Here is an 18,334-nt window from a genome sequence, read left to right on the forward strand (position 1 = left end):
TGGGAGAGCGCTCTCCCTCATGGGCGGACTGCACCCATGAGGGAGGCGCGACGGGGGGCCAGGGATCAGGGCCGGGGCAGTTCGTAGTTCTCGTCCAGGACCGCGCCCTCGCCCGGGTGGCTCTCGTCGTAGCCGCGGGCGTTGCACTGGAGCGCACCGACGATGCAGTGGCCGACCAGGGCGTCGAGCGTGGCGTCGTCCCAGGCGTTGAAGAAGTCGTAATGGAAGGAGTGGCCGGTGCCGCTGGCCAGCCTCAGCTGCGACATGTCACCGTTGACCGGCCAGGCCATCTTGAACTCGATCATCGGCAGAGCGACCGGGTGACTCGGCGGACAGACGTCCTGGTTGGCCCCCGTCACGACCGGGTAGGCCATGTGCGCCCTGTGGTCGGGGGTGTCCAGGTACCTGCCGTCCCAGCAACTGGGCGCCTGCATCCGCAGGTTGAGCTGAGTGTCCCGGCTGGTCGGGCAGGCGGCCGGGAAGTCGTAGTTGTGGTAGCTCTCACCGCATTCGTATCCCTCGACCGCACCGGGGTGGTCCCGGAACTCCTCGACGGTCTGCGTGGGGCTGCCCACGACGAACCGCAGCCCCTTGGGGAAGGGCCGCACGGTGCGGTAGTCGGTGACGCCGGCCTTGTAGTAGATGGTCTGGGGGCCGGTCGGGCGGACCTCCTCGTCCCCGTTGTAGAGGGTCGGCATCCAGTACGCGGACCGGTCACCGGGCGCCAGGCACCGGGTGCCGCCCGCACTCAGGGAGGCGGTGGTGCTGTCCGCGTTCGTCGTGTCGTTGCCCAGGAACGTGTGGTTGTGCGAGACGCCGGCCCGGCCCGGATAGACGATCGGATCGTCCGGCGCGGTGTGGCTCACCGAGCAGTTGGCCTGGAACTCGTGGAAATAGCGGTGCGGCGGGATCTCGTCGGACGGCTCCACGCCCGTGACCGGCGGGTCCGCGGGGATGTAGCCGTCGCCGTCGGGGTCGTCCCCGAAGGGCACGGGCTCGGCGGGAGCCATCGCGTGGCCCTGCAGGACGTGCGAGACCGCGGCGGGCTTCCGGGCCGCGTCCGGGGCCGCATCGGCGGCGGCCGGCCCGGCGTTCGCGATCGCGGACAGCCCGAGCGCGACCAGCGCCAGGGCAGTGGCCACGACCAGCGCGGACACCAGGGTCGATCGGTTGAGTCTTGTCACCATGGGGACCTCCATGCCGCTCTTCATCCCCGCACATCGGGTGCACGGTGGGGGGAAAGGGGGAGCTGGACAGTACGGCCGGGAAGAGACTCCACCCTGCGCGTCACGAGGCCGGCGGCCCCCGGGATCCCTGCGGGAGAGCGCTCTCCAAAGCGGTGCCAGTGTTGCGCCGAGGCTGAGAGGGTGTCAATAGCTTGTGAACGATGCGCTGCCCGAGGGCTGTTGAGCGGTGCGGGGACGGGCGGCCGGGGCCCGTACGCCGGGGTCGCGCGGATCACGGCACGGCCGGGTCCGCCGAACAGCCGGGACGCCGCGCGGCCGGGTCACGGCACAGCCGGGTCCGCCGCGCACCCGGACCGCCGCACAGCCGAGAGGGCCACACGTCCGGGTCGCGGCACAGCCGGGACGCCGCGCATCCGGGTTTGCCGCACAGCCGAGAGGGCCACGCGCCCGGGTCGCCGCGCATCCGGGTCGCCGCACAGTCGGGGTCCGCCCGCGCGAGAAACGCGAGAAAGCGGCCCCGCACACCGGCGGGGCCGCTGACTGGCCGTACGACGTACGGCCGGAAGCCGCTCCGCCGCACAGGCCGGCGGGACGGCTCCCCGGGATCACGCGGTGTGCAGCCTCAGCCCGTAGCGGTTGAGGATCTCGTTGATCGGCTGGTACCAGGTCTCCCCGCCGCTGGAGCAGTTGCCCCAGCCGCCGGAGGTGACGCCCTGGGCCTGGTCACCGCTGATGAACGAGCCGCCGGAGTCGCCGCCCTCGGCGCAGACGCTCGTCTTGGTCATCTGGTACACGGCGCCCTGGCTGTAGTTGACGGTCTCGTTCTTGGCCAGGACGCGGCCGCAGTGCCAGCGCGTGGTCGAACCGGAGCGGCAGATCGAGGCGCCGATCGGGGCCTCGTTCGAGCCACGGACGAGCTGGTCCGGAACGGTCCCCCAGCCGAGCACCACCGGGACGGTCCACCAGCCGCTGCCGACGTTCACCCAGGCGTAGTCGTTGCCGGGGAAGGACGAACCCTGGAAGTTGCCGATGTAGGAGTTGTCCCAGCCGCGTACCTGCTGGCCCACGCCGCCGCAGTGACCGGCGGTGACGAAGCCTCCGTGCACGGAGAACCCGATGGAACAGCGGACGTTGCCCGTGTAGTACGGGTCGCCGCCGACCGTTCCGGCGGCGAAGGTCCGGGGGGTCTCGGCCGTCGTCCTCACCGTGACGGGACCGGCCTTGCGGGCCTTGGCGACGAAGGTGCGGACATCGTTGTCAGCCTGGTCGGCGGCGACAACGTTGACGACGACGCGGCTGGTGGCCGGGTCGACGTGCCAACTGCTCACCCCTGAAGGGGCCTTCAGGGCGTCGATCCGCGCCTTGGCGGCGTCGAGACTCTTGGCCGAGTGCTCCACGAGCCGGGTTTCGGCACCGGTCGCCCGTACGGCCTCCGCCTTCTCGGCGGTGGTGACCGCGACGGTCAGCCTGCCGGTCTCCGCGTCGAGCCAGGATCCCCCGAAGGCGGAGCCGGCGGCGCGCTGCGCCTTCTTCTCCAGGGCGGTGGCGGCCTTCTCGTCGGCGAGCCTGGTCACGGCCTGCTGCTCGGTGAGCCCGAGGTCGCGCTGCATCGCGGAGAGCAGGGCGGCGGAGGCGGGAGGTTCGGCGGGGGCGGGCGCGGCGGAGGCGGACACCGGACCGGCGGCGGTCCAGGCCCCGACGACCAGCAGCGCGGACAGACCGGTCCGCAGCAGAGTTGCGTGTCTCAAGGGAGTGACCCTTCCTGTTGTTCCAACGACGTGGGGGTGGAACGGGAGGCGTCCGGGAGCGCGATCCGATCGTGCTTGTGAGAGCGCTCTCAGATGTGCCGTTCCCGGACTGTAGCGAAGTTCCGAAGTCAGGTCCATGCCAATCACAGCAGCTTCGCGGCGGAGGTTCGGGGGCGCCGTGCGCCAGGGGGTTGAGCAGGCGTACTCATCCGGCCGACGAGAACCGGCCCTACCGTCACAGGACCACGGGCTGACCCTGGTGGCAGGACCGATGGCAGAACGCAGGTGGAGGAGCAGTTGCGCACCACCTACCCCCGGGTAGTGGTGAGCGACTACCAGTGGATCCGGCGGCTGGAGCCGGGCCGGGTGGACCGGCGGACCGGTTGCGTCCTGTTCTGCCGGGAGCCGGGGGTGCGCGGGCGGTGCGTCAACGCCGACGACGCGGCCCTGGTGACCACGGACGAGCGCGGCAGTCCGGTGGGGAAGATCCGGCTCGTCCATGACGTCCGCGAGGGCACGGGGGCTGCGGCTGCCGCCGTACTGACCGGCCGGGCGTACCCCACCGGCCCGGATCGACACCCCTATTAGGGTCACAGGCATGACGACACCCCTTGCAGGCAGTGCTTTCGACTCGCTCCGCCTCGACGCCGTGACCGACCCCGAGGCGCTGCGCCGCGCCTACGAACTGCCCGGGGCCGCGGCCATCCGCAAGCAGATGACCGAACTCACCGAGCAGACACAGCGGTTGATCGGGTGCTCGTCCCTGGTCCTGGTCGCCAGCGCGGACGCCGAGGGCAACTGCGACGTCTCGCCGCGTGGCGGCCCGGCCGGGTTCGTCTCGGTCCTGGACGCACGGACGGTGGCGATACCGGACGCGACCGGCAACAAGCGGCTGGACACGCTGCAGAACGTCATCGCCACCGGACGGGCCGGTCTGCTGTTCTTCATCCCGGGGCGCACCACGACGCTCCGGGTGAACGGCCGGGCCTGCGTCTCCACCCGCCCGGAGCTGCTGTCGCAGCTCACCGCAGTGGGCAAGCCACCGGCCAGCGCACTGGTGATCGGGATCGAGGAGGTCTACCCGCACTGCCCGAAGTCGCTGCTGCGCAGCGGGGCCTGGAAGCCGGAGCAGTGGCTGCCGGCGGACGCCCAGCCGACCTCGGCCGAGGTGACCCTGGCGCAGCTGCGGATGCCGGAGCTGACGATCGCCGACATCGAGCGGCGCGAGGCGGAATCGCTGAAGTACCGGTACGAGTAGGAGCCCACCCTCGCACCGGGCAGGCCCTAAGGGGTGCCCGGTGCGAGGGTGGGCCCACGGCCGCAGCTTCTCCGGGTTGCGGACCGCCCAGATCAGGGTGACGCGGCCGTCGGTGACGTCGAACGAGGCCACGGTCATGACGGCGCCGTCACGCCGGGCCACCAGGCCCGGCGCGCCGTTGACCGACCGCTCCAGGAGTTCGAGCCCAGGGCCCTGTCGGCCACGGCGACCATCTACGGGGCGATGCGCGCGCCGCCCTCGACCGGCCGCAGGGCGGCCCCCACCGTACCGCCACCGTCGGCGGTCGTCCCGCGTCCGGCGGAGCTGGCCCCTGCTGGTGGTGCACGCACCCGGGCGACTGCTGCCCGTATCCCCTGGAGGGGCGGCCCGTGCCGGACTGTTCGAGCGGTCGAGCAGTCCGGCACACCCCGAGTCTCCGCGCACCGGGAACGGGGCGCGACCTGCGGACGGACCGTTTCAGGCCACCGGCGCGGGGCACCCGCATCCGATCTTCCCTTTGCGGCCGGAGCGGGACCGGAGTGGAATTGCGTACAGGGGACAGTCGGATTCGGTACTCCCGGAGACTTCCGGAGGAAAGGACGCGCCATGAGCGACAGCGACTGGGGGGACGAGGTATACCAGCCCCAGGAACCGGAGGCTTCCGACCCCGCCGAGCAGCTCGGCGCGGAGGACACGCTCATGGACCCGTCCGGCACCGGCGATCCGCTGGACGAGGGCTACGCGCCCCCGGACCGCCCGTGGGTGGTCGAGGGGCTGGGCACCACGGCCGGCGAACGGCACACCGGCGAGTCCCTCGAAAGGCGGCTGACGAGGGAGGTGCCCGAGCCGGACGGTTCGCTCGGCGACGGAGTCGGCGATCTGGTGGACGGCGACGGCGAGCCCTGGGACAACGAGGTGGGCGTCGCCCGCGCCGGGCGGCTGACCCAGCAGGCGGACGGCACCGTCCCGGCCACCCTGACCGCGAGCGACGTGGGCATCGACGGGGCGGCGGCGTCCGCCGAGGAGGCCGCGATGCACGTGATCCCCGAGCCGGGGGACGACGACGCGCTTCTGGAGCCCTCGCCGGCCCCGGGCGCTCCCGGGGCCGGTCCCGCCGCAGGTGGCGCGACCGCCGCGCCCTGAGGGTCCCTCGGCGCGCGACCGCCGCGCCTGAGCGGTCCCTCGTCGCGCGTCCGCCCGTGAACGCGGCTGTCCCCGCGCCCGTACTCCCCTGCCGTAACCCACTGGCGCACTCTCCCCCGGCCGAAGCGCAACACCCGTAGCGCGGCGGCGCTCGCACCCTCGCACCCGGATCCCAGGAGCACACAGATGAGCGGCACTGCCCAGATCGGCGTCACCGGACTCGCGGTCATGGGCCGCAACCTCGCCCGCAACTTCGCCCGCAACGGCTTCACCGTCGCCCTGCACAACCGCACCACGGCCCGGACCGACGCCCTGGTGGAGGAGTTCGGCGACGAGGGCACCTTCGTCGCCGCGCACACGCCGGAGGAGTTCGTCGCCGCGCTGGAGCACCCCCGGCGCCTGGTGATCATGGTGAAGGCGGGGGATCCCACCGACGCGGTGATCCAGGAGTTCGCGCCGCTGCTGGAGGAGGGCGACGTCATCATCGACGGCGGGAACGCCCACTTCGAGGACACCCGCCGCCGCGAGAAGGAGTTGCGCGAGCGCGGCATCCACTTCGTCGGCGTGGGGATCTCCGGCGGTGAGGAGGGTGCGTTGAACGGGCCCAGCATCATGCCGGGCGGTTCGGCCAAGTCCTACGCGTCGCTGGGCCCGATGCTGGAGAGGATCGCCGCGCAGGCGAAGGACGGCACGCCGTGCACCGCCCACATCGGTCCGGACGGCGCGGGTCACTTCGTGAAGATGGTCCACAACGGCATCGAGTACGCGGACATGCAGCTGATCGCCGAGGCGTACGACCTGCTGCGCTCCGTCGCCGGGTACTCCCCCGCGCAGATCGCCGACGTCTTCCGTAGGTGGAACACCGGCCGGCTCGATTCGTACCTGATCGAGATCACGGCGGAGGTCCTCGCCCACACGGACGCGGCGACCGGCAAGCCGTTCGTCGACATCGTGCAGGACCGGGCGGAGCAGAAGGGCACCGGGCGCTGGACCGTACAGATCGCGCTGGATCTCGGGGTCCCGGTGTCGGGGATCGCCGAGGCGGTCTTCGCCCGGTCGCTCTCCGGCCACGCCGATCTGCGGGAGGCGGCGCGCGGCCTGCCGGGGCCCACGCCCGAGCCGCTCGACGAAGCGGGAGCGGCGGCTTTCGCGGACCGGGTGGAGCAGGCTCTGTACGCCTCCAAGATCGTCTCGTACACGCAGGGCTTCCATCAGATCAGGGCGGGCAGCGAGGCCTACGGCTGGGACATCGACCTGGGCTCCGTGGCGGCGATCTGGCGGGCGGGCTGCATCATCCGGGCGGCATTCCTCGACCGGATCCGCGCCGCCTACGACCACCGGCCCGACCTGGTCAGCCTGCTCTCCGACAAGGAGTTCGGGCAGGAGATCGGCGCGGCGCAGGAGGACTGGCGGGCGGTGGTGGCCGAGGCCGTGCGCCAGGGCGTGCCGACGCCGGGCTTCGCCGCCGCGCTCGCGTACTACGACGGGCTGCGCGCGGACCGGCTGCCCGCAGCGCTCACGCAGGGCCAGCGGGACTTCTTCGGGGCGCACACGTACCGGCGTACGGACCGGGAGGGTACGTTCCACACGCTCTGGGGCGGTGACCGGTCCGAGGTCGAGGCGGGCTGACCCGGCACGGCCGGTCCGAGGCAGGGCCGCCTGCCTCCGTACGACCGGTCCGATGCCGACGCGGGTTGCCCCCGCACCGCCGGTCCGAGGCAGCGGCCGACTGACCCCGCACGGCCGGCCCCAAGCCGAGGTGGGCTGACCCGGCCGGGCGCTCCCGGCGTGCGGGCGGGGGCGCGGCGTGGGTTAGTGGCTGCGAGCCCTGTTCGCCGTTCGTAGTGGAGTGCGCGCATGCCCGACGCCGTCCCGGACCCCGTTTCCGTCCAGCCCGTCGTGGCGCCCCTGACCAACGCGGCACTGATCCTGGTCGGCACGATCAAGCCGGGCGGCGAGAGCACGGTACGGGACGTGCTGCCGGATCTCGCGGGCGTCGCCCGGTCGCTCGGCTTCCGGTTCCCGAACGCTGATCTCGCCTGCGTGACGGGGTTCGGCTCCCACGCCTGGGACCGGCTGTTCTCGGGGCCCCGCCCCGCGCACCTGCACCCGTTCCCGGAACTGCGCGGGCGGTCGCACCACGCGCCCGCGACCCCGGGCGACGTGCTGCTGCACATCCGGGCCGAGCGGATGGACGTCTGCCACGCGTGGGCGGCCCAGCTGCTCGACAAGCTCGGCGGAGCCCTGCGGATCGTGGACGAGACACACGGCTTCCGCTACCTCGACCACCGGGACCTGCTCGGCTTCGTGGACGGCACGGAGAACCCGGTCGGCGACGACGCGCGTGCGGCGGCGCTGGTCGGGGCGGACGACGACCCGGACTTCGAGGGCGGCAGCTACGTCGTCGTACAGAAATACCTGCACGACCTGACGTCCTGGAACGCGCTCACCGTGGAGGAGCAGGAACGCGTCATCGGCCGCACCAAGCTCGACGACGTGGAGTTCCCGGACGAGGACAAGCCCGCCGACTCCCATCTCGCGCTCAACACCATCACCGACCCGGACGGCACCGAACGCGACATCCTGCGGGCGAACATGCCGTTCGGGAGCTTCGGGAAGGGTGAGTTCGGTACGTACTTCATCGGGTACGCCGCCGATCCCGACGTCACGGAGCGCATGCTCCGCAACATGTTCCTCGGCGATCCGCCCGGGACGCACGACCGCATCCTCGACTTCTCCACCGCGGTCACCGGCTCCCTGTTCTTCGCGCCCCGCGCCGACTTCCTGGACGACCCGCCGCCCCTGCCCACCCTGACCCGCTCGGGGGACCGGCCGGAACCGGCATCCGTACCGGTCCGGCCGGAGGCGGCACCCGGCCCCGTCCGGCCGGAGCCGGTACCCGCCGGTTCCGACCACGGTTCGCTGCGCATCGGCAGCCTGCAAGAAAGTGCCCAGTGATGAACAATCTGCATCGCGAACTCGCGCCGGTCACCCCGTCCGCCTGGGACGAGATCGAGGAGGAGGCCCGGCGCACCTTCCGCCGCCATGTGGCGGGCCGCCGCGTCGTCGACGTATCCGACCCGGACGGTCCGACGCTGGCCGCCGTGGGAGACGGCCATCTGCGGGAGATCGATCCGCCCACCCCGGACGTGCTGGCCCGGGCCCGCACGTCGATGCCGGTCATCGAGTGGCGGGTGCCGTTCACGGTAAGCCGCCAGGCCGTGGACGACGTGGAGCGCGGCTCCGCCGACAGCGACTGGCAGCCGGTCAAGGACGCGGCGCGCACTTGTGCGTTCGCCGAGGACATGGCGATCATCGACGGGTACGGGGCGGCCGGCATCACCGGGCTGCGGGACGGCTCCTCGCACGAACCGCTGCCGCTGCCCGCCGACGCCCGCGACTATCCGGTGGCGGTCAGCCAGGCCGTGACGCGGCTGCGGCTGGCCGGTGTCGACGGTCCCTACCGGCTGCTGCTCGGCGCGGACGCCTTCACCGAGGCGGCAGAGACCTCCGACCACGGCTACCCGGTCAAGACACACCTGAGCCGACTGGTGGACGACGAGATCCTGTGGGCGCCCGCGGTCAAGGGCGGTGTGCTCCTGTCGACGCGGGGCGGCGACTTCGAACTCTGCCTGGGGCAGGACCTGTCGATCGGCTACACCGACCACGACGCCACCGGCGTCCACCTCTACTTCCATCAGGCGTTCACCTTCCGGATGCTGACACCGGAGGCCGTGGTCGGCCTGATCGCCTGACCGCCCGAACGCCCGACAGCCCTCGTCCGGCCGATCCGAAGCCCCGGGGGCAGCCATCGGAGACTCCGGCCCCATGACGCAGACGACTTCCGCACACCACGAGGGCGAGGCCTCGGCAGCGCCCGCCGCCCGCCCGGACACGTTCGCCGACGTCCCTTCCGAAGCCGCCGCCGGGACGTTCGGCCGCTACGACGCCGTCGTCCGGGCGGCGGTCGGGCAGGGGCTGCTGGACGAGGGCGATCCGGTCGCCGGATTCATCGACACCGAAGGGGTACGCGCCTCCGTCGGGGCCCTGCACGACGCCTTCGCCGGTACGCCCGGGGTCCTGCACACCTTCGCGGCCAAGGCCTGCTCCCTCATCCCGGTGCTGCGGCTGCTGGCCGGCTGCGGCATGGGGTGCGAGGTGGCGAGCCCCGGTGAGCTGCGCCTGGCCCTGGAGGCCGGGTTCCCCGCGTCCCGCATCGTCCTGGACTCCCCCGCCAAGACCCGCGAGGAGATCCGGCTGGCGCTCGCCCTGGGCGTGGCGGTCAACGCCGACAGCCTCGCCGAACTGCGCCGCATCGACGCCCTCCGGAACCCGAGCACCTCCTCGGTGCTCGGACTGCGGGTCAACCCCCAGGTGGGCGGCGGGTCCATCGGGCCGATGAGCACGGCCACGGACACGTCGAAGTTCGGGGTGGCGCTGCGCGACCCGGGGGCCCGCGAGGCGATCGTGGCGGCCTTCCGGCAGCGGCCGTGGCTGACCCGGCTGCACGCCCATGTGGGTTCCCAGGGCTGCCCGTTGGAGCTGATCGCGGCTGGAGTGGCCCGGTGTCACGAACTGGCCGAGGAGATCAACGCGGCGCTGGGCGTCCGGCAGATCACGAGCCTGGACATCGGCGGCGGACTCCCGGTCAACTTCGCCGACGAGACCGTGTGCCCCACCTACGCGGACTACGTGGCGGCGCTCACGGCCGCCGCCCCCGGCCTCTTCTCCGGACGCTATGCGCTGGTCACGGAGTTCGGCCGGTCGCTGCTGGCCAAGAACGGGTTCATCGGGGCCCGGGTGGAGTACACGAAGGACGCCGGCGGCCGCCGCATCGCGCTCACCCACGCCGGTGCGCAGACCGCGACCCGAACGGTCCTGATGCCCGACGTCTGGCCTCTGCGCATCGGCGCCTTCGACGCGGACGGCGTCCCCAAGGACGGCCCGGTGCTGGCACAGGACATCGCGGGCCCCTGCTGCTTCGCGGGGGACGTGGTGGCGTACAGCAGGGAGCTGCCGGAACTGGCCGAGGACGATGTGGTGGTGCTGTACGACACGGGGGCGTACTACTTCTCGACGCCGTGGGCGTACAACAGCCTGCCCCGCCCCGCGGTGTACGGATTCCGGGTGGCGGCGGACCGGGAGGCCGAGGATCCGGGGCCCCCGGGGACGGTGACGTTCACGACGGTACGGGGGCGGCAGTCGCTGGACGCGATCGCGGCGGAGAGCGGACTCGCGCATGCGGACGCCCTGATCGAGCAGGACGGCTGATGAGGGGGTGTGCGGGACGGCCCCGAGGGACGTGCAGGACGGCTCAAGGAGCGGCGGGGGCGGGAAGGGAGAGCGGAGGAAGCGGGAGGTCGAGAGGAAGCTCAGGAGGGGATGCGCGGGGAAGCTGAGCAGGCCCATGAACGGGGGCGATGGACACCGATACGCCACCCCCCATCGCCGACGATCCCCCGGATGCCGCCCATCACCGACGAGCCCTCGGGGGACGCATGTCGTCCCCCGAGGGCTCCTCCGGTCACGTCCCGGCCGGCTGCGGCTCCGGTTCGGGGTCCGGTACGGGATCCGGGCCGGGGGCCGGCGGCTGCGGGATCGGGTCGGGCGCGGGGCCGGGCGGCATCGGCCCGGGCCCCGGCGGTACGGGCGGCGGACTGGGCACCGGCGTGGGCGGGCCCGGCACGGGCGGAGGGGTCGGCGAGGGCGGAACGGGGTCGGGGTACGGGTGGGTCATCGCGATCCTCCACAACGGCACGAAAAGGACAGATGGAGCTTTCCTCCACCGTCTCCCGGTGCGGCTGCCCGCGCCTGCCGAGTCCACACATATGCGCGCGGTGACCGCAGACCACGGGGGCGAGGTGCGAGGCCGCCCGGAGTGGGCAGGACTCCGGGCACGACGTCCGAAGCCGCCCGGATCCGCTCGTCGCCCCGTCGCGAAAGGTGTCCCCATGCCCGTGCCGAGCGTTCTCGCCGTCCACGCCCATCCGGACGACGAAGCCCTGTTCTGCGGGGGCGTCCTCGCCCGGCACGCGGCGGCCGGGGCCCGTACGGCGGTGGTCACGGCGACCTGGGCACCGGGCACGCACCGGGCCGCAGAGCTCGCCCGGGCCCTGGACGCCCTGGGCGCGGGCACCCCGCGGCTGCTCGGGTACGCGGACGCCCGCGTACCGGAGTCGGCGCCGGGCAGGCCCCGGTTCCTGGACGCGCCGCTGGACGAATCCGTGGCGGCCCTGGTCGGGCACATCCGTGACGTACGCCCGGAGATCGTGATCACGACGGACGCCTACGGGGGCATGACGGGACATCCCGACCACGTCCACGCCCACCGGATCACCGCGCTGGCGGTGCGGGCCTCCGGTCTCCCCGGGTTCGCGCCGGGCACGGGCGCCCCCTGGCAGCCGAGCGCCCTGTACCTCGCCACGCACCCCCGCTCGGCGGCCGTCACGGTGGGCAGCCGGATGGCCCGGCCGGGCACCCCGGCCGCGTCGCTGTACTGCTCGGAGGACGCCTGGATCACCACGACGGTCGACGTACGCCCCTGGCTTCCGCAGAAGCTGGCCGCGATCCTCGCGCACCGCAGCGAGGTGGAACGGGGAGCGGCGCCCGGCCGGATCGCCGCTCTGACTCCGGCCGTCCGCCGCGAGGTACTGGGCACCGAGTGGTACATCCGCGAGAACCTGGCGCGCCGGGGCGGATCGGCCACGGAACTCAGCGCGTGACCGCCCGGCCCCGGGGCGGAGCCGTCGCGGGCCGGGGGCGGACGGGTCGGCAGGCCGGGGGCGGACGGGTCAGCGGGTCAGCGGGTCAGAACATCTCGGGGTGGTTCCTGAGCTGCCGCTGCGCCTCCTGGACGAGATCGGCCGACGCCTCGGGCGCCTCGTCGGGGTGGCGTTTCGCCCACTTCGCGGCGTACGGGCACAGCGGAACGACGGGAACGCCCTCACGGGCGGCGATCGCGTAGAACTCCCTGACGAGCGCGCCCGCGATGCCCTTGCCCTCGTGCTCGGGCCGGACGACGGTGTGGACGGCCACGAGCGCACCGGACGCCGGGTCCATGACGAAGTACGCGATGGTCCCGGCCGCCTCACCGCCCTCGTACGCCACGAGGTTGCCGTGCTCCCGGTCGTCCCTGATGTCCACAGCTGTGTTCTCCGCCATCGGCTTCCGCCCTCTCCTGTTCCTGGACGCGGCCGACGCGCTCAGCCGCCCGCGACGACGGCCTGCGGGCTCCGCTCCGTACGGCTCCCGGGAACCGGCTCCGAGGCGTCGGTGCCGAGCGCCACGATCCGGTTGTCCGCGTCCACGTGCACGACCCGCGGCACCAGGGCACGGGCCTCGGCGTCGTCGACCTGCGCGTAGCTGATCAGGATGACCAGGTCACCGGGGTGCACGAGGTGTGCGGCCGCGCCGTTGATCCCGATGACCCCGGAGCCGCGCTCGCCCTCGATGACGTACGTCTCCAGGCGGGCGCCGTTGTCGATGTCAACGATATGGACCAGCTCGCCGGGCAGCAGGTCGGCGGCCTCCATCAGAGCGGCGTCGATCGTCACGGACCCGACGTAGTGCAGGTCAGCCTGGGTGACGGTGGCCCGGTGGATCTTGGACTTGAACATTGTCCGGAACATGAAAAAACTCCCGAAATGTCTGCTCCCTGCCTGCTTCCTGCAGGTCAAAGGCGGTCTTGGGAGGCTACATCGTTTCGCATGTGCGGTCAGCTGTCGTCCGGTGTTGCAGGACTCACACGGACCCGTTGCTGACTTTTCTGACGCCACGCCAGTCGCACGAGCACGCGCTCTTTGCGCTCGGCACGTTCTCCCTACCAGGCAACAGCGAGTGCCTGAAGAAGGCTTCGTCCTGCTGGGTACTGGACGGCATCTTGCTCGTCAAGGCCCAGCGGCACCGCCCAGTGATGCTCGACGTCTCCTCGCTGTTTGGGGAGGTGTCGGCTTGGGTGTGGCCGTGCCGGCACTGGCGAAGGGTTCGCCCCGATGGCGGACTCCCGCCGCAATGAGGGCCTTGTCCAGGTGCTCGATCCACTCGGCCGGGTTGACCTCGTCTTGGCCGGCGCGCCGGAAGTAAGGCTGGGCCGGCCGCTCCGGCGCCCCGGTTCGAGGCCGATGTCGCGCTGCCGGCAGCCTCGGAGGATCTTGTAGCGCTTCATATGGGCGAAGACGCACTCGCCGCGGACCCGCACCCGTCGGTGTTCGGCGTTGCCTTCTTCCTCGCCGGAGAGCAGGGCTCGTCCGAGGCGTTCGCGGTACGGGACGAGGAGGCCGGAATGGATGTACGCGCCGACGGCCGGCACGGTCACGCCTTCCCAGTGCTGGGCCAGGGCGGAGTCCCGCCATGCCCTCGCGTCCAAGAAGTTGCCGGGAACGGGCCGGGCCGCGGCCGATGGCTTACGGGACTTCGCCGCCTGGAGCCCCGTGACGACCCGACCGCCCATGGGGATACGCGGTGCGATCGCCGAGTAGGCCAATGTCGGTGTCGGCCGTGCCCTTCCCCCCCCAGAGGGCACGGCCGACGGTCCTGTCCGTGTGCCGGTCAGCCCTCGGACCGCACGGACGTCAGCAGTTCGCGCAGTTCGGCAACCGCCTCGCGGAGGTGGCCGGCGAAGGCGTGCATCTGGTCTGCGACCGGCAGCGGGGTGCTCAAATAGATGTTGAATCGCTCGGGCAACAGCACGTACGCGACGCCGATGCACCGGCTGCTCGTGGAGCCGAAGCCGAAGAACTGGATGTTGGCCGACGGCGCGGAGCTGGTGCTCAGGTAGTCGTCCCGCATCGTCAGCCAGCCCGGCGTTCGGTACAGGGAGGGCTGCTCGTGCACTCCGAGCTCCGCCCCCCGGCGGCGCTGGATCAGCTCCAGCTCCCACAGGTGCTGCTCGGGCACCTGGCCGGCCTGGCTCTCCTTCGCACGCGCCACATGGGCGTCGGCGGCGGCACGGAAAGCGACGTGCCGGAGGTTGGTGTCCGTCGACGGGTCGTCCATCGCGGCGACGAACGCGAGCATCTCGGGAGTGACGACGCGCATCGCCTCCGTCCGCCCGTGCTGGTACTGCCGCGTCGCGATCGATTCGTACGTCGCACCGAGCCGGCCCTTCGCCCGCTGGTGGGCCAGCTGATAGGCGACCTGGACGAACGCGTCCGGCGAAACCCCCAGCGCCTTGGCCGCACTGCTGCCGAAGTCCTCGAAGGACACCGTGCTGGTCGCGGTGTTCCGCCCGTACGCGGCGAATGCGGCGGCGGCGGCGCGCACCTGCGTGCGCAGCGCGTCATCGAGCGCGAACACGACCGGCTCCAGTACGGGCTGTCCCTGAGAGCGGGCCCCGGACCGGCGTGAGAACTCCTCGGCGGGGCTCGTGAGCAGGGCATCGGTGAAGCTGAGGATGGTGGTGCCGTCCAGCTCGCAGTGCTCGACGTTGATGCCGGCGCGCCCGTCGGCGAAGACGACGAACGACACGGCCTTGTCGAACCACCGGTTGCCGCGGTCGCCGTACAGCAATTGGTCGCAGGCGTCCTGAGTGCTCTCCGGTGCGAAGTCTTCCAGACAGACGCAGAACAGTGCGGTCTCGACGGTGTCGAGCGCGGCGGCGTTACCTGGGTGGACTGCGACGAGAGAGGCCCGGGCGGCGGCCCATTCGGCACGGGCCATGGTGGTCAGATGACCCACCGACGTGTCCTCGCCGGCTCGCTCGTCGCCCGCCTTCATCACCGCGCGCAGCCCCGCCTCAAGTTCGTCCAGGGCGTGCGGGACGCCGTCGGGACCGATGACATCGAGCCGGAACATCCGGCCACGGAAGAACACCACGATGTGAGGGGCGTCGGACGGACCAGGCCAGGCGTCGGTGTACGGGGCGCGGACGGTGTCCTGCTGTGCGCCGGGGATTCTGGTGGTGGAGAACAGGAACTTGTTCTGCACCATCGACTGGTGTGCTCCGCGCTGCACCGCCGGCGCGATGAGCCCGTCGTCGAGCTGCCGCTTGTAGTCGAGGGCCCCCGCGATGAGCCCGGCCGCTCGCTCCACCTGGGGGCGGCCCGTGTCCCTGAACAAGAAGAAGAAGTTGGCGTTCAGAGCGATCCGGTCCCGGCGGCCCAGGTAACGGTAGGGCCAGAAGGTGTCGAGCCAGCTGTGCACACCCTCCGTGGCGTCGTACTCCTCCAGCGCAGCATGCAGAACCCGGCCGGGGCCACCGGGTCGGAGGAAGACGGCCACCTCCGCCTCGGTCGCCGCCCGCTCGTCCGGCGTCAGCAGCGGCGCGCACCAGGCGAGGAATTTCTCGCAGCTGGCTTCCAAGGTGGGCAGCGGCACCCGCGGCAGGTCGGCCTCCCGGGCGAAGGTCGTGTTCACCACAGCATTCTGACTGGTCTTCAATTCTGCTCTCGATTCGGATCGTCGATACCTGGGGCGTCGTGCGGGCGGGAAAGATAGAGCTGTGCGTAGAGCCAGCCTTCCGTTTCGAGGCCCCTCGCATCCACTCCGGCGGCCGACATGCTCTCGAGCACGAGCCCCTGTTCCTGCGGGGAGGCGAATCGGCGCTGTTTGAACACCTCGTCGACGCGGACGGTGCGGTAGCCCAGTCCTCCCAGTGCCTGCTCCACGGGGTCGAAGGGGAACATGCGCAGCACGAAGTGCGCCATCCAGGGCCGCCGGGGGCCCTGCGCCTCGACGATCCGAACGAGTGTCCGCTCGGTGACGTAGCCGAGGCAGCCTGTCGAGATCACCAGGTCCGCCCCGGCGAGCTGGGCGCGCTGTCGCGGCGTGGGCTCGTTCATCTCCAGGTCAGCGTGCACCGCGTCGTCGAGGAACCCAGCTTCTTGCGCGTAGGACAGTGCTTGGCGGGAGGTGTCGAGGCCGGTGAAACGGATGCGCTGGGCGGGCTGGTGCGAGCGGGACAGCTTCCGGTCGCGGACGAGCAGAGCCTCCCGGCTCTTCCCGTCGAGGCCCTCGTCGCCGTAGCGGGCGTAGAGCTCGTCCACGGTCACGTCGTACTTGAGAAGTGCGGCGTTGATTCCGTACGAGCAGCCGATGTCCACGATGTGGGGCACGGTGACGTGCCGGGCCTCCCGGTACTCCTTCACGAGTTTCGCGAAGTAGGGCTTCGCCTGCTGTGGAACGCAGTAGCCGAGGGGGCGCAGCAGGCGGAAGTAGGCCCGGGGATCGGGCTGCGTGTAGATGTGGTCGAGCGTGACTTTCCCGGTCGCGTCGAAACGCACAGGGCTTACTCCTCGTCGATCGCAGAGTGGGGGCGGCGGCTGTGCCGATCAGTGGGTCGGTCAGTCCAGCAGCGCGTCGCCCCGGACGGCCCGGCCCTCGGCCGCCAGATGCTCGGGCAGTACGCGGCCGAAGAGCTGCCGGGTGCGGGCCACGCTGCCGACGACGCCGGGGCGCTCGCTGTAGGCGAAGATCGCAGAGTGGCGTGCGACGCCGCCCCGGACGGGGCTGACCCGGTGCAGCGAGTAGCGGCCCTTGAACAGCTGCAGGTCACCCGGTTGCAGGGGAAGGCTGCGGACGAGTGCCCCGCCCCGGCCTTCGAGCACGTCCCGGACGTCGTCGAATCCCTCGTCGTGCGCGGACCGGATGCCCGGGCAGTATTCGAAGTCACCGCCGACCTCGGCCTGTTGGGTGAGCATGCTGACCGTGTACTCGTTGGTGTCGAAGTGCCAGGGGTGTTCCCTGTCCGGCGCGACGACGTTGAGTACGAGCCCGGAGAGCGGGTCCGCGAGTTCATAGAGCGCCGGAAGTCCGAAGCACAGTGCGACGAAACGGTGGAACAGTTCGTCGGAGTAGAGGCGGCTGATGACGGCGTCGTCGGGGATGCGGTCCCGGGCGACGAAGGCGTTGCCGCGCTCGAAGGTCTTCCGGCCCGGATGGCCGTCCGGCAGTTCAACGTCCACCGCGATGTTGTAGACGTTGACCGTTTCGGTGTCGAAGTGCGCCCGGGGCGCGATGGCCGCGCACTCGCGACTCAGCGTGTCGCGCAGTGACGGACGGATGAAGTCGGGCAGCACGGTGCAGCCGAGGGCGGACAGTTCACGCCGGGCGCGGGACACCACGGCGCGGCCCTCGGCGCTGTCGAGTTCCGGCAAGGGGTAGCGGGCGGTGTCGACGACCTGGTCCAGTGTTGCGGCTTCCAAAGAGCTCACTCGATCCTCTCCACGTGGCGGGCAGACCGTTCCGAAGTGTCCTGCCCCCACCTCGGCTCTTCAGTAACTGAACTGACGAGTAACCGAGTTGAAGCTCCCACAGCGCCGCCGGATTGTCTGTGACGCGCCCCACTGAACCCTGGGGTGCAGCGTTTGTGGCTCGCCAGCCTGCCGGCCTCCGTACGGCGCCCCGTTGACCGGCCCGACGGCATCCTGCTCATCCTCGACCACGTGCCCCAGGCTGCCCCGCCGCCACTGCCGGAGGTGCTGGACGGCTGGGTGCCCCCTGACTATGCCGGGACGCAGACGGTGAGGATCCGCCGCTCGCGAGCGAAGAACCGGGGAAGAAGTTGGTGCGCGCCGAGGACGGTCGCCAATGGCGGGAGGAGGCCGACGGCCACAGCGTCCGCCGCGAGGACGCGGCCGAGGTGTTGCGGGCCTACGGACCGTGGTTGGCGCGGTGGGGCCGCTGAGCCGAGCGGGAGCGGGCCGAGCGGGCCCTGCGCGAGCTGTACGAGCAGGTCTACCACTGGCACCAGAAACTGCCCCAGCAGGACGATCAGCTCGAACTCGTGCTCGTCACTGGCCTGTTGACATGGAGCGATCCGCACGGCGACGCCGCCCATCGTCATATTCTCACCCACCGGGTGGCGACTTCGGTGGACCGCAAAACCGCCCGGCTCACTGTCCGACTGATGGCAGAAGGGGCGGTACGGCTGGAGGACCAGGCATTCCTCGACACCGACGACGGCTGGGCCCCCCGAGCGGTCGGCCGCGCTCACCGAGGAGATCGCGGCCCAGTCGCTACACCTCCTCGGTGAGGCAGAGGTGTACCGGCACCCGGAGACC

The 18,334-nt window shown here is 71.6% G+C and carries 17 protein-coding genes and 1 pseudogene; 8 read left to right on the top strand and 10 right to left on the bottom strand.

Annotated features, from left to right (window positions below):
• Positions 1 to 65: 65 nt before the first annotated feature.
• A complete protein-coding gene (locus tag KME66_RS02335) occupies positions 66 to 1,187 on the bottom strand; it encodes a DUF1996 domain-containing protein (protein ID WP_216318358.1) in 1,122 nt (373 codons plus the stop codon).
• Between the two features lie 605 nt (positions 1,188 to 1,792).
• A complete protein-coding gene (locus KME66_RS02340) occupies positions 1,793 to 2,935 on the bottom strand; it encodes a S1 family peptidase (protein WP_178379049.1) in 1,143 nt (380 codons plus the stop codon).
• Positions 2,936 to 3,232: 297 nt separating this feature from the next.
• Between KME66_RS02340 and KME66_RS02345 the strand changes: the two genes are divergently transcribed.
• Together KME66_RS02345 and KME66_RS02350 are read left to right on the top strand one after the other, a co-directional pair.
• Entirely contained in the window at positions 3,233 to 3,523 is a 291-nt protein-coding gene (locus KME66_RS02345) for a hypothetical protein (RefSeq protein WP_253208208.1), read from the top strand.
• A 10-nt stretch (positions 3,524 to 3,533) separates the two neighbouring features.
• Positions 3,534 to 4,193, top strand: coding sequence for an MSMEG_1061 family FMN-dependent PPOX-type flavoprotein (locus KME66_RS02350; RefSeq protein WP_216318362.1), 660 nt, complete (start codon positions 3,534 to 3,536; stop codon positions 4,191 to 4,193).
• Between the two features lie 51 nt (positions 4,194 to 4,244).
• On the opposite strand, the pseudogene KME66_RS33775 reads toward KME66_RS02350, so the two are convergent.
• A pseudogene (locus KME66_RS33775) lies at positions 4,245 to 4,498 on the bottom strand (RNA polymerase subunit sigma-24); the annotation flags it as partial.
• 301 nt (positions 4,499 to 4,799) lie between these two features.
• Here KME66_RS33775 and KME66_RS02355 point away from each other — a divergent pair.
• From KME66_RS02355 to KME66_RS02380, 6 genes are all read left to right on the top strand, one after another.
• Positions 4,800 to 5,336 carry a DUF5709 domain-containing protein gene (locus KME66_RS02355; RefSeq protein WP_216318365.1) on the top strand — a complete coding sequence of 179 codons (537 nt, stop codon included), beginning with the start codon at positions 4,800 to 4,802 and terminating at the stop codon, positions 5,334 to 5,336.
• A 186-nt stretch (positions 5,337 to 5,522) separates the two neighbouring features.
• On the top strand, positions 5,523 to 6,965 hold the full coding sequence (gene gndA / locus KME66_RS02360; RefSeq protein ID WP_216318368.1) for an NADP-dependent phosphogluconate dehydrogenase: 1,443 nt from the start codon (positions 5,523 to 5,525) through the stop codon (positions 6,963 to 6,965).
• Positions 6,966 to 7,193: 228 nt separating this feature from the next.
• On the top strand, positions 7,194 to 8,294 hold the full coding sequence (locus tag KME66_RS02365) for a Dyp-type peroxidase (protein ID WP_216318371.1): 1,101 nt from the start codon (positions 7,194 to 7,196) through the stop codon (positions 8,292 to 8,294).
• A complete protein-coding gene (locus KME66_RS02370) occupies positions 8,294 to 9,091 on the top strand; it encodes a family 1 encapsulin nanocompartment shell protein (RefSeq protein WP_073223766.1) in 798 nt (265 codons plus the stop codon). The genes KME66_RS02365 and KME66_RS02370 overlap by 1 nt, the downstream gene beginning before the upstream one ends.
• 73 nt (positions 9,092 to 9,164) lie before the next feature.
• Positions 9,165 to 10,607: a diaminopimelate decarboxylase gene (locus KME66_RS02375; protein ID WP_216318374.1), complete on the top strand. Its 1,443-nt coding sequence runs from the start codon at positions 9,165 to 9,167 to the stop codon at positions 10,605 to 10,607.
• Between the two features lie 680 nt (positions 10,608 to 11,287).
• On the top strand, positions 11,288 to 12,058 hold the full coding sequence (locus KME66_RS02380; protein WP_216318377.1) for a PIG-L family deacetylase: 771 nt from the start codon (positions 11,288 to 11,290) through the stop codon (positions 12,056 to 12,058).
• An 85-nt stretch (positions 12,059 to 12,143) separates the two neighbouring features.
• Here the strand turns inward: KME66_RS02380 and KME66_RS02385 are convergent, their stop codons facing one another.
• The 7 genes from KME66_RS02385 to KME66_RS02415 all read right to left on the bottom strand — a co-directional run bounded on the left by KME66_RS02385 (position 12,144) and on the right by KME66_RS02415 (position 18,129).
• On the bottom strand, positions 12,144 to 12,497 hold the full coding sequence (locus tag KME66_RS02385) for a GNAT family N-acetyltransferase (protein ID WP_216318380.1): 354 nt from the start codon (positions 12,495 to 12,497) through the stop codon (positions 12,144 to 12,146).
• Positions 12,498 to 12,538: 41 nt separating this feature from the next.
• The gene (gene panD, locus KME66_RS02390) at positions 12,539 to 12,964 is read right to left on the bottom strand and encodes an aspartate 1-decarboxylase (protein ID WP_073223771.1); all 426 of its coding nucleotides are present in this window, start codon (positions 12,962 to 12,964) and stop codon (positions 12,539 to 12,541) included.
• A gap of 191 nt (positions 12,965 to 13,155) precedes the next feature.
• Positions 13,156 to 13,785 (bottom strand): transposase family protein, encoded by a 630-nt coding sequence (locus KME66_RS34515; RefSeq protein WP_216318383.1) that lies wholly within the window; start codon positions 13,783 to 13,785, stop codon positions 13,156 to 13,158.
• A gap of 98 nt (positions 13,786 to 13,883) precedes the next feature.
• Positions 13,884 to 15,689: a choline/carnitine O-acyltransferase gene (locus tag KME66_RS02400; RefSeq protein WP_253208209.1), complete on the bottom strand. Its 1,806-nt coding sequence runs from the start codon at positions 15,687 to 15,689 to the stop codon at positions 13,884 to 13,886.
• A 20-nt stretch (positions 15,690 to 15,709) separates the two neighbouring features.
• Positions 15,710 to 16,555: a class I SAM-dependent methyltransferase gene (locus KME66_RS02405; RefSeq protein ID WP_216318389.1), complete on the bottom strand. Its 846-nt coding sequence runs from the start codon at positions 16,553 to 16,555 to the stop codon at positions 15,710 to 15,712.
• A 60-nt stretch (positions 16,556 to 16,615) separates the two neighbouring features.
• Positions 16,616 to 17,485: an arpA protein gene (locus KME66_RS02410; protein ID WP_216318392.1), complete on the bottom strand. Its 870-nt coding sequence runs from the start codon at positions 17,483 to 17,485 to the stop codon at positions 16,616 to 16,618.
• Positions 17,486 to 17,775: 290 nt separating this feature from the next.
• Entirely contained in the window at positions 17,776 to 18,129 is a 354-nt protein-coding gene (locus KME66_RS02415; protein ID WP_216318395.1) for a hypothetical protein, read from the bottom strand.
• Positions 18,130 to 18,334 lie beyond the last annotated feature (205 nt).

This window comes from Streptomyces sp. YPW6 (genome assembly GCF_018866325.1).
In the GTDB taxonomy this organism is placed as follows: Bacteria; Actinomycetota; Actinomycetes; order Streptomycetales; family Streptomycetaceae; genus Streptomyces.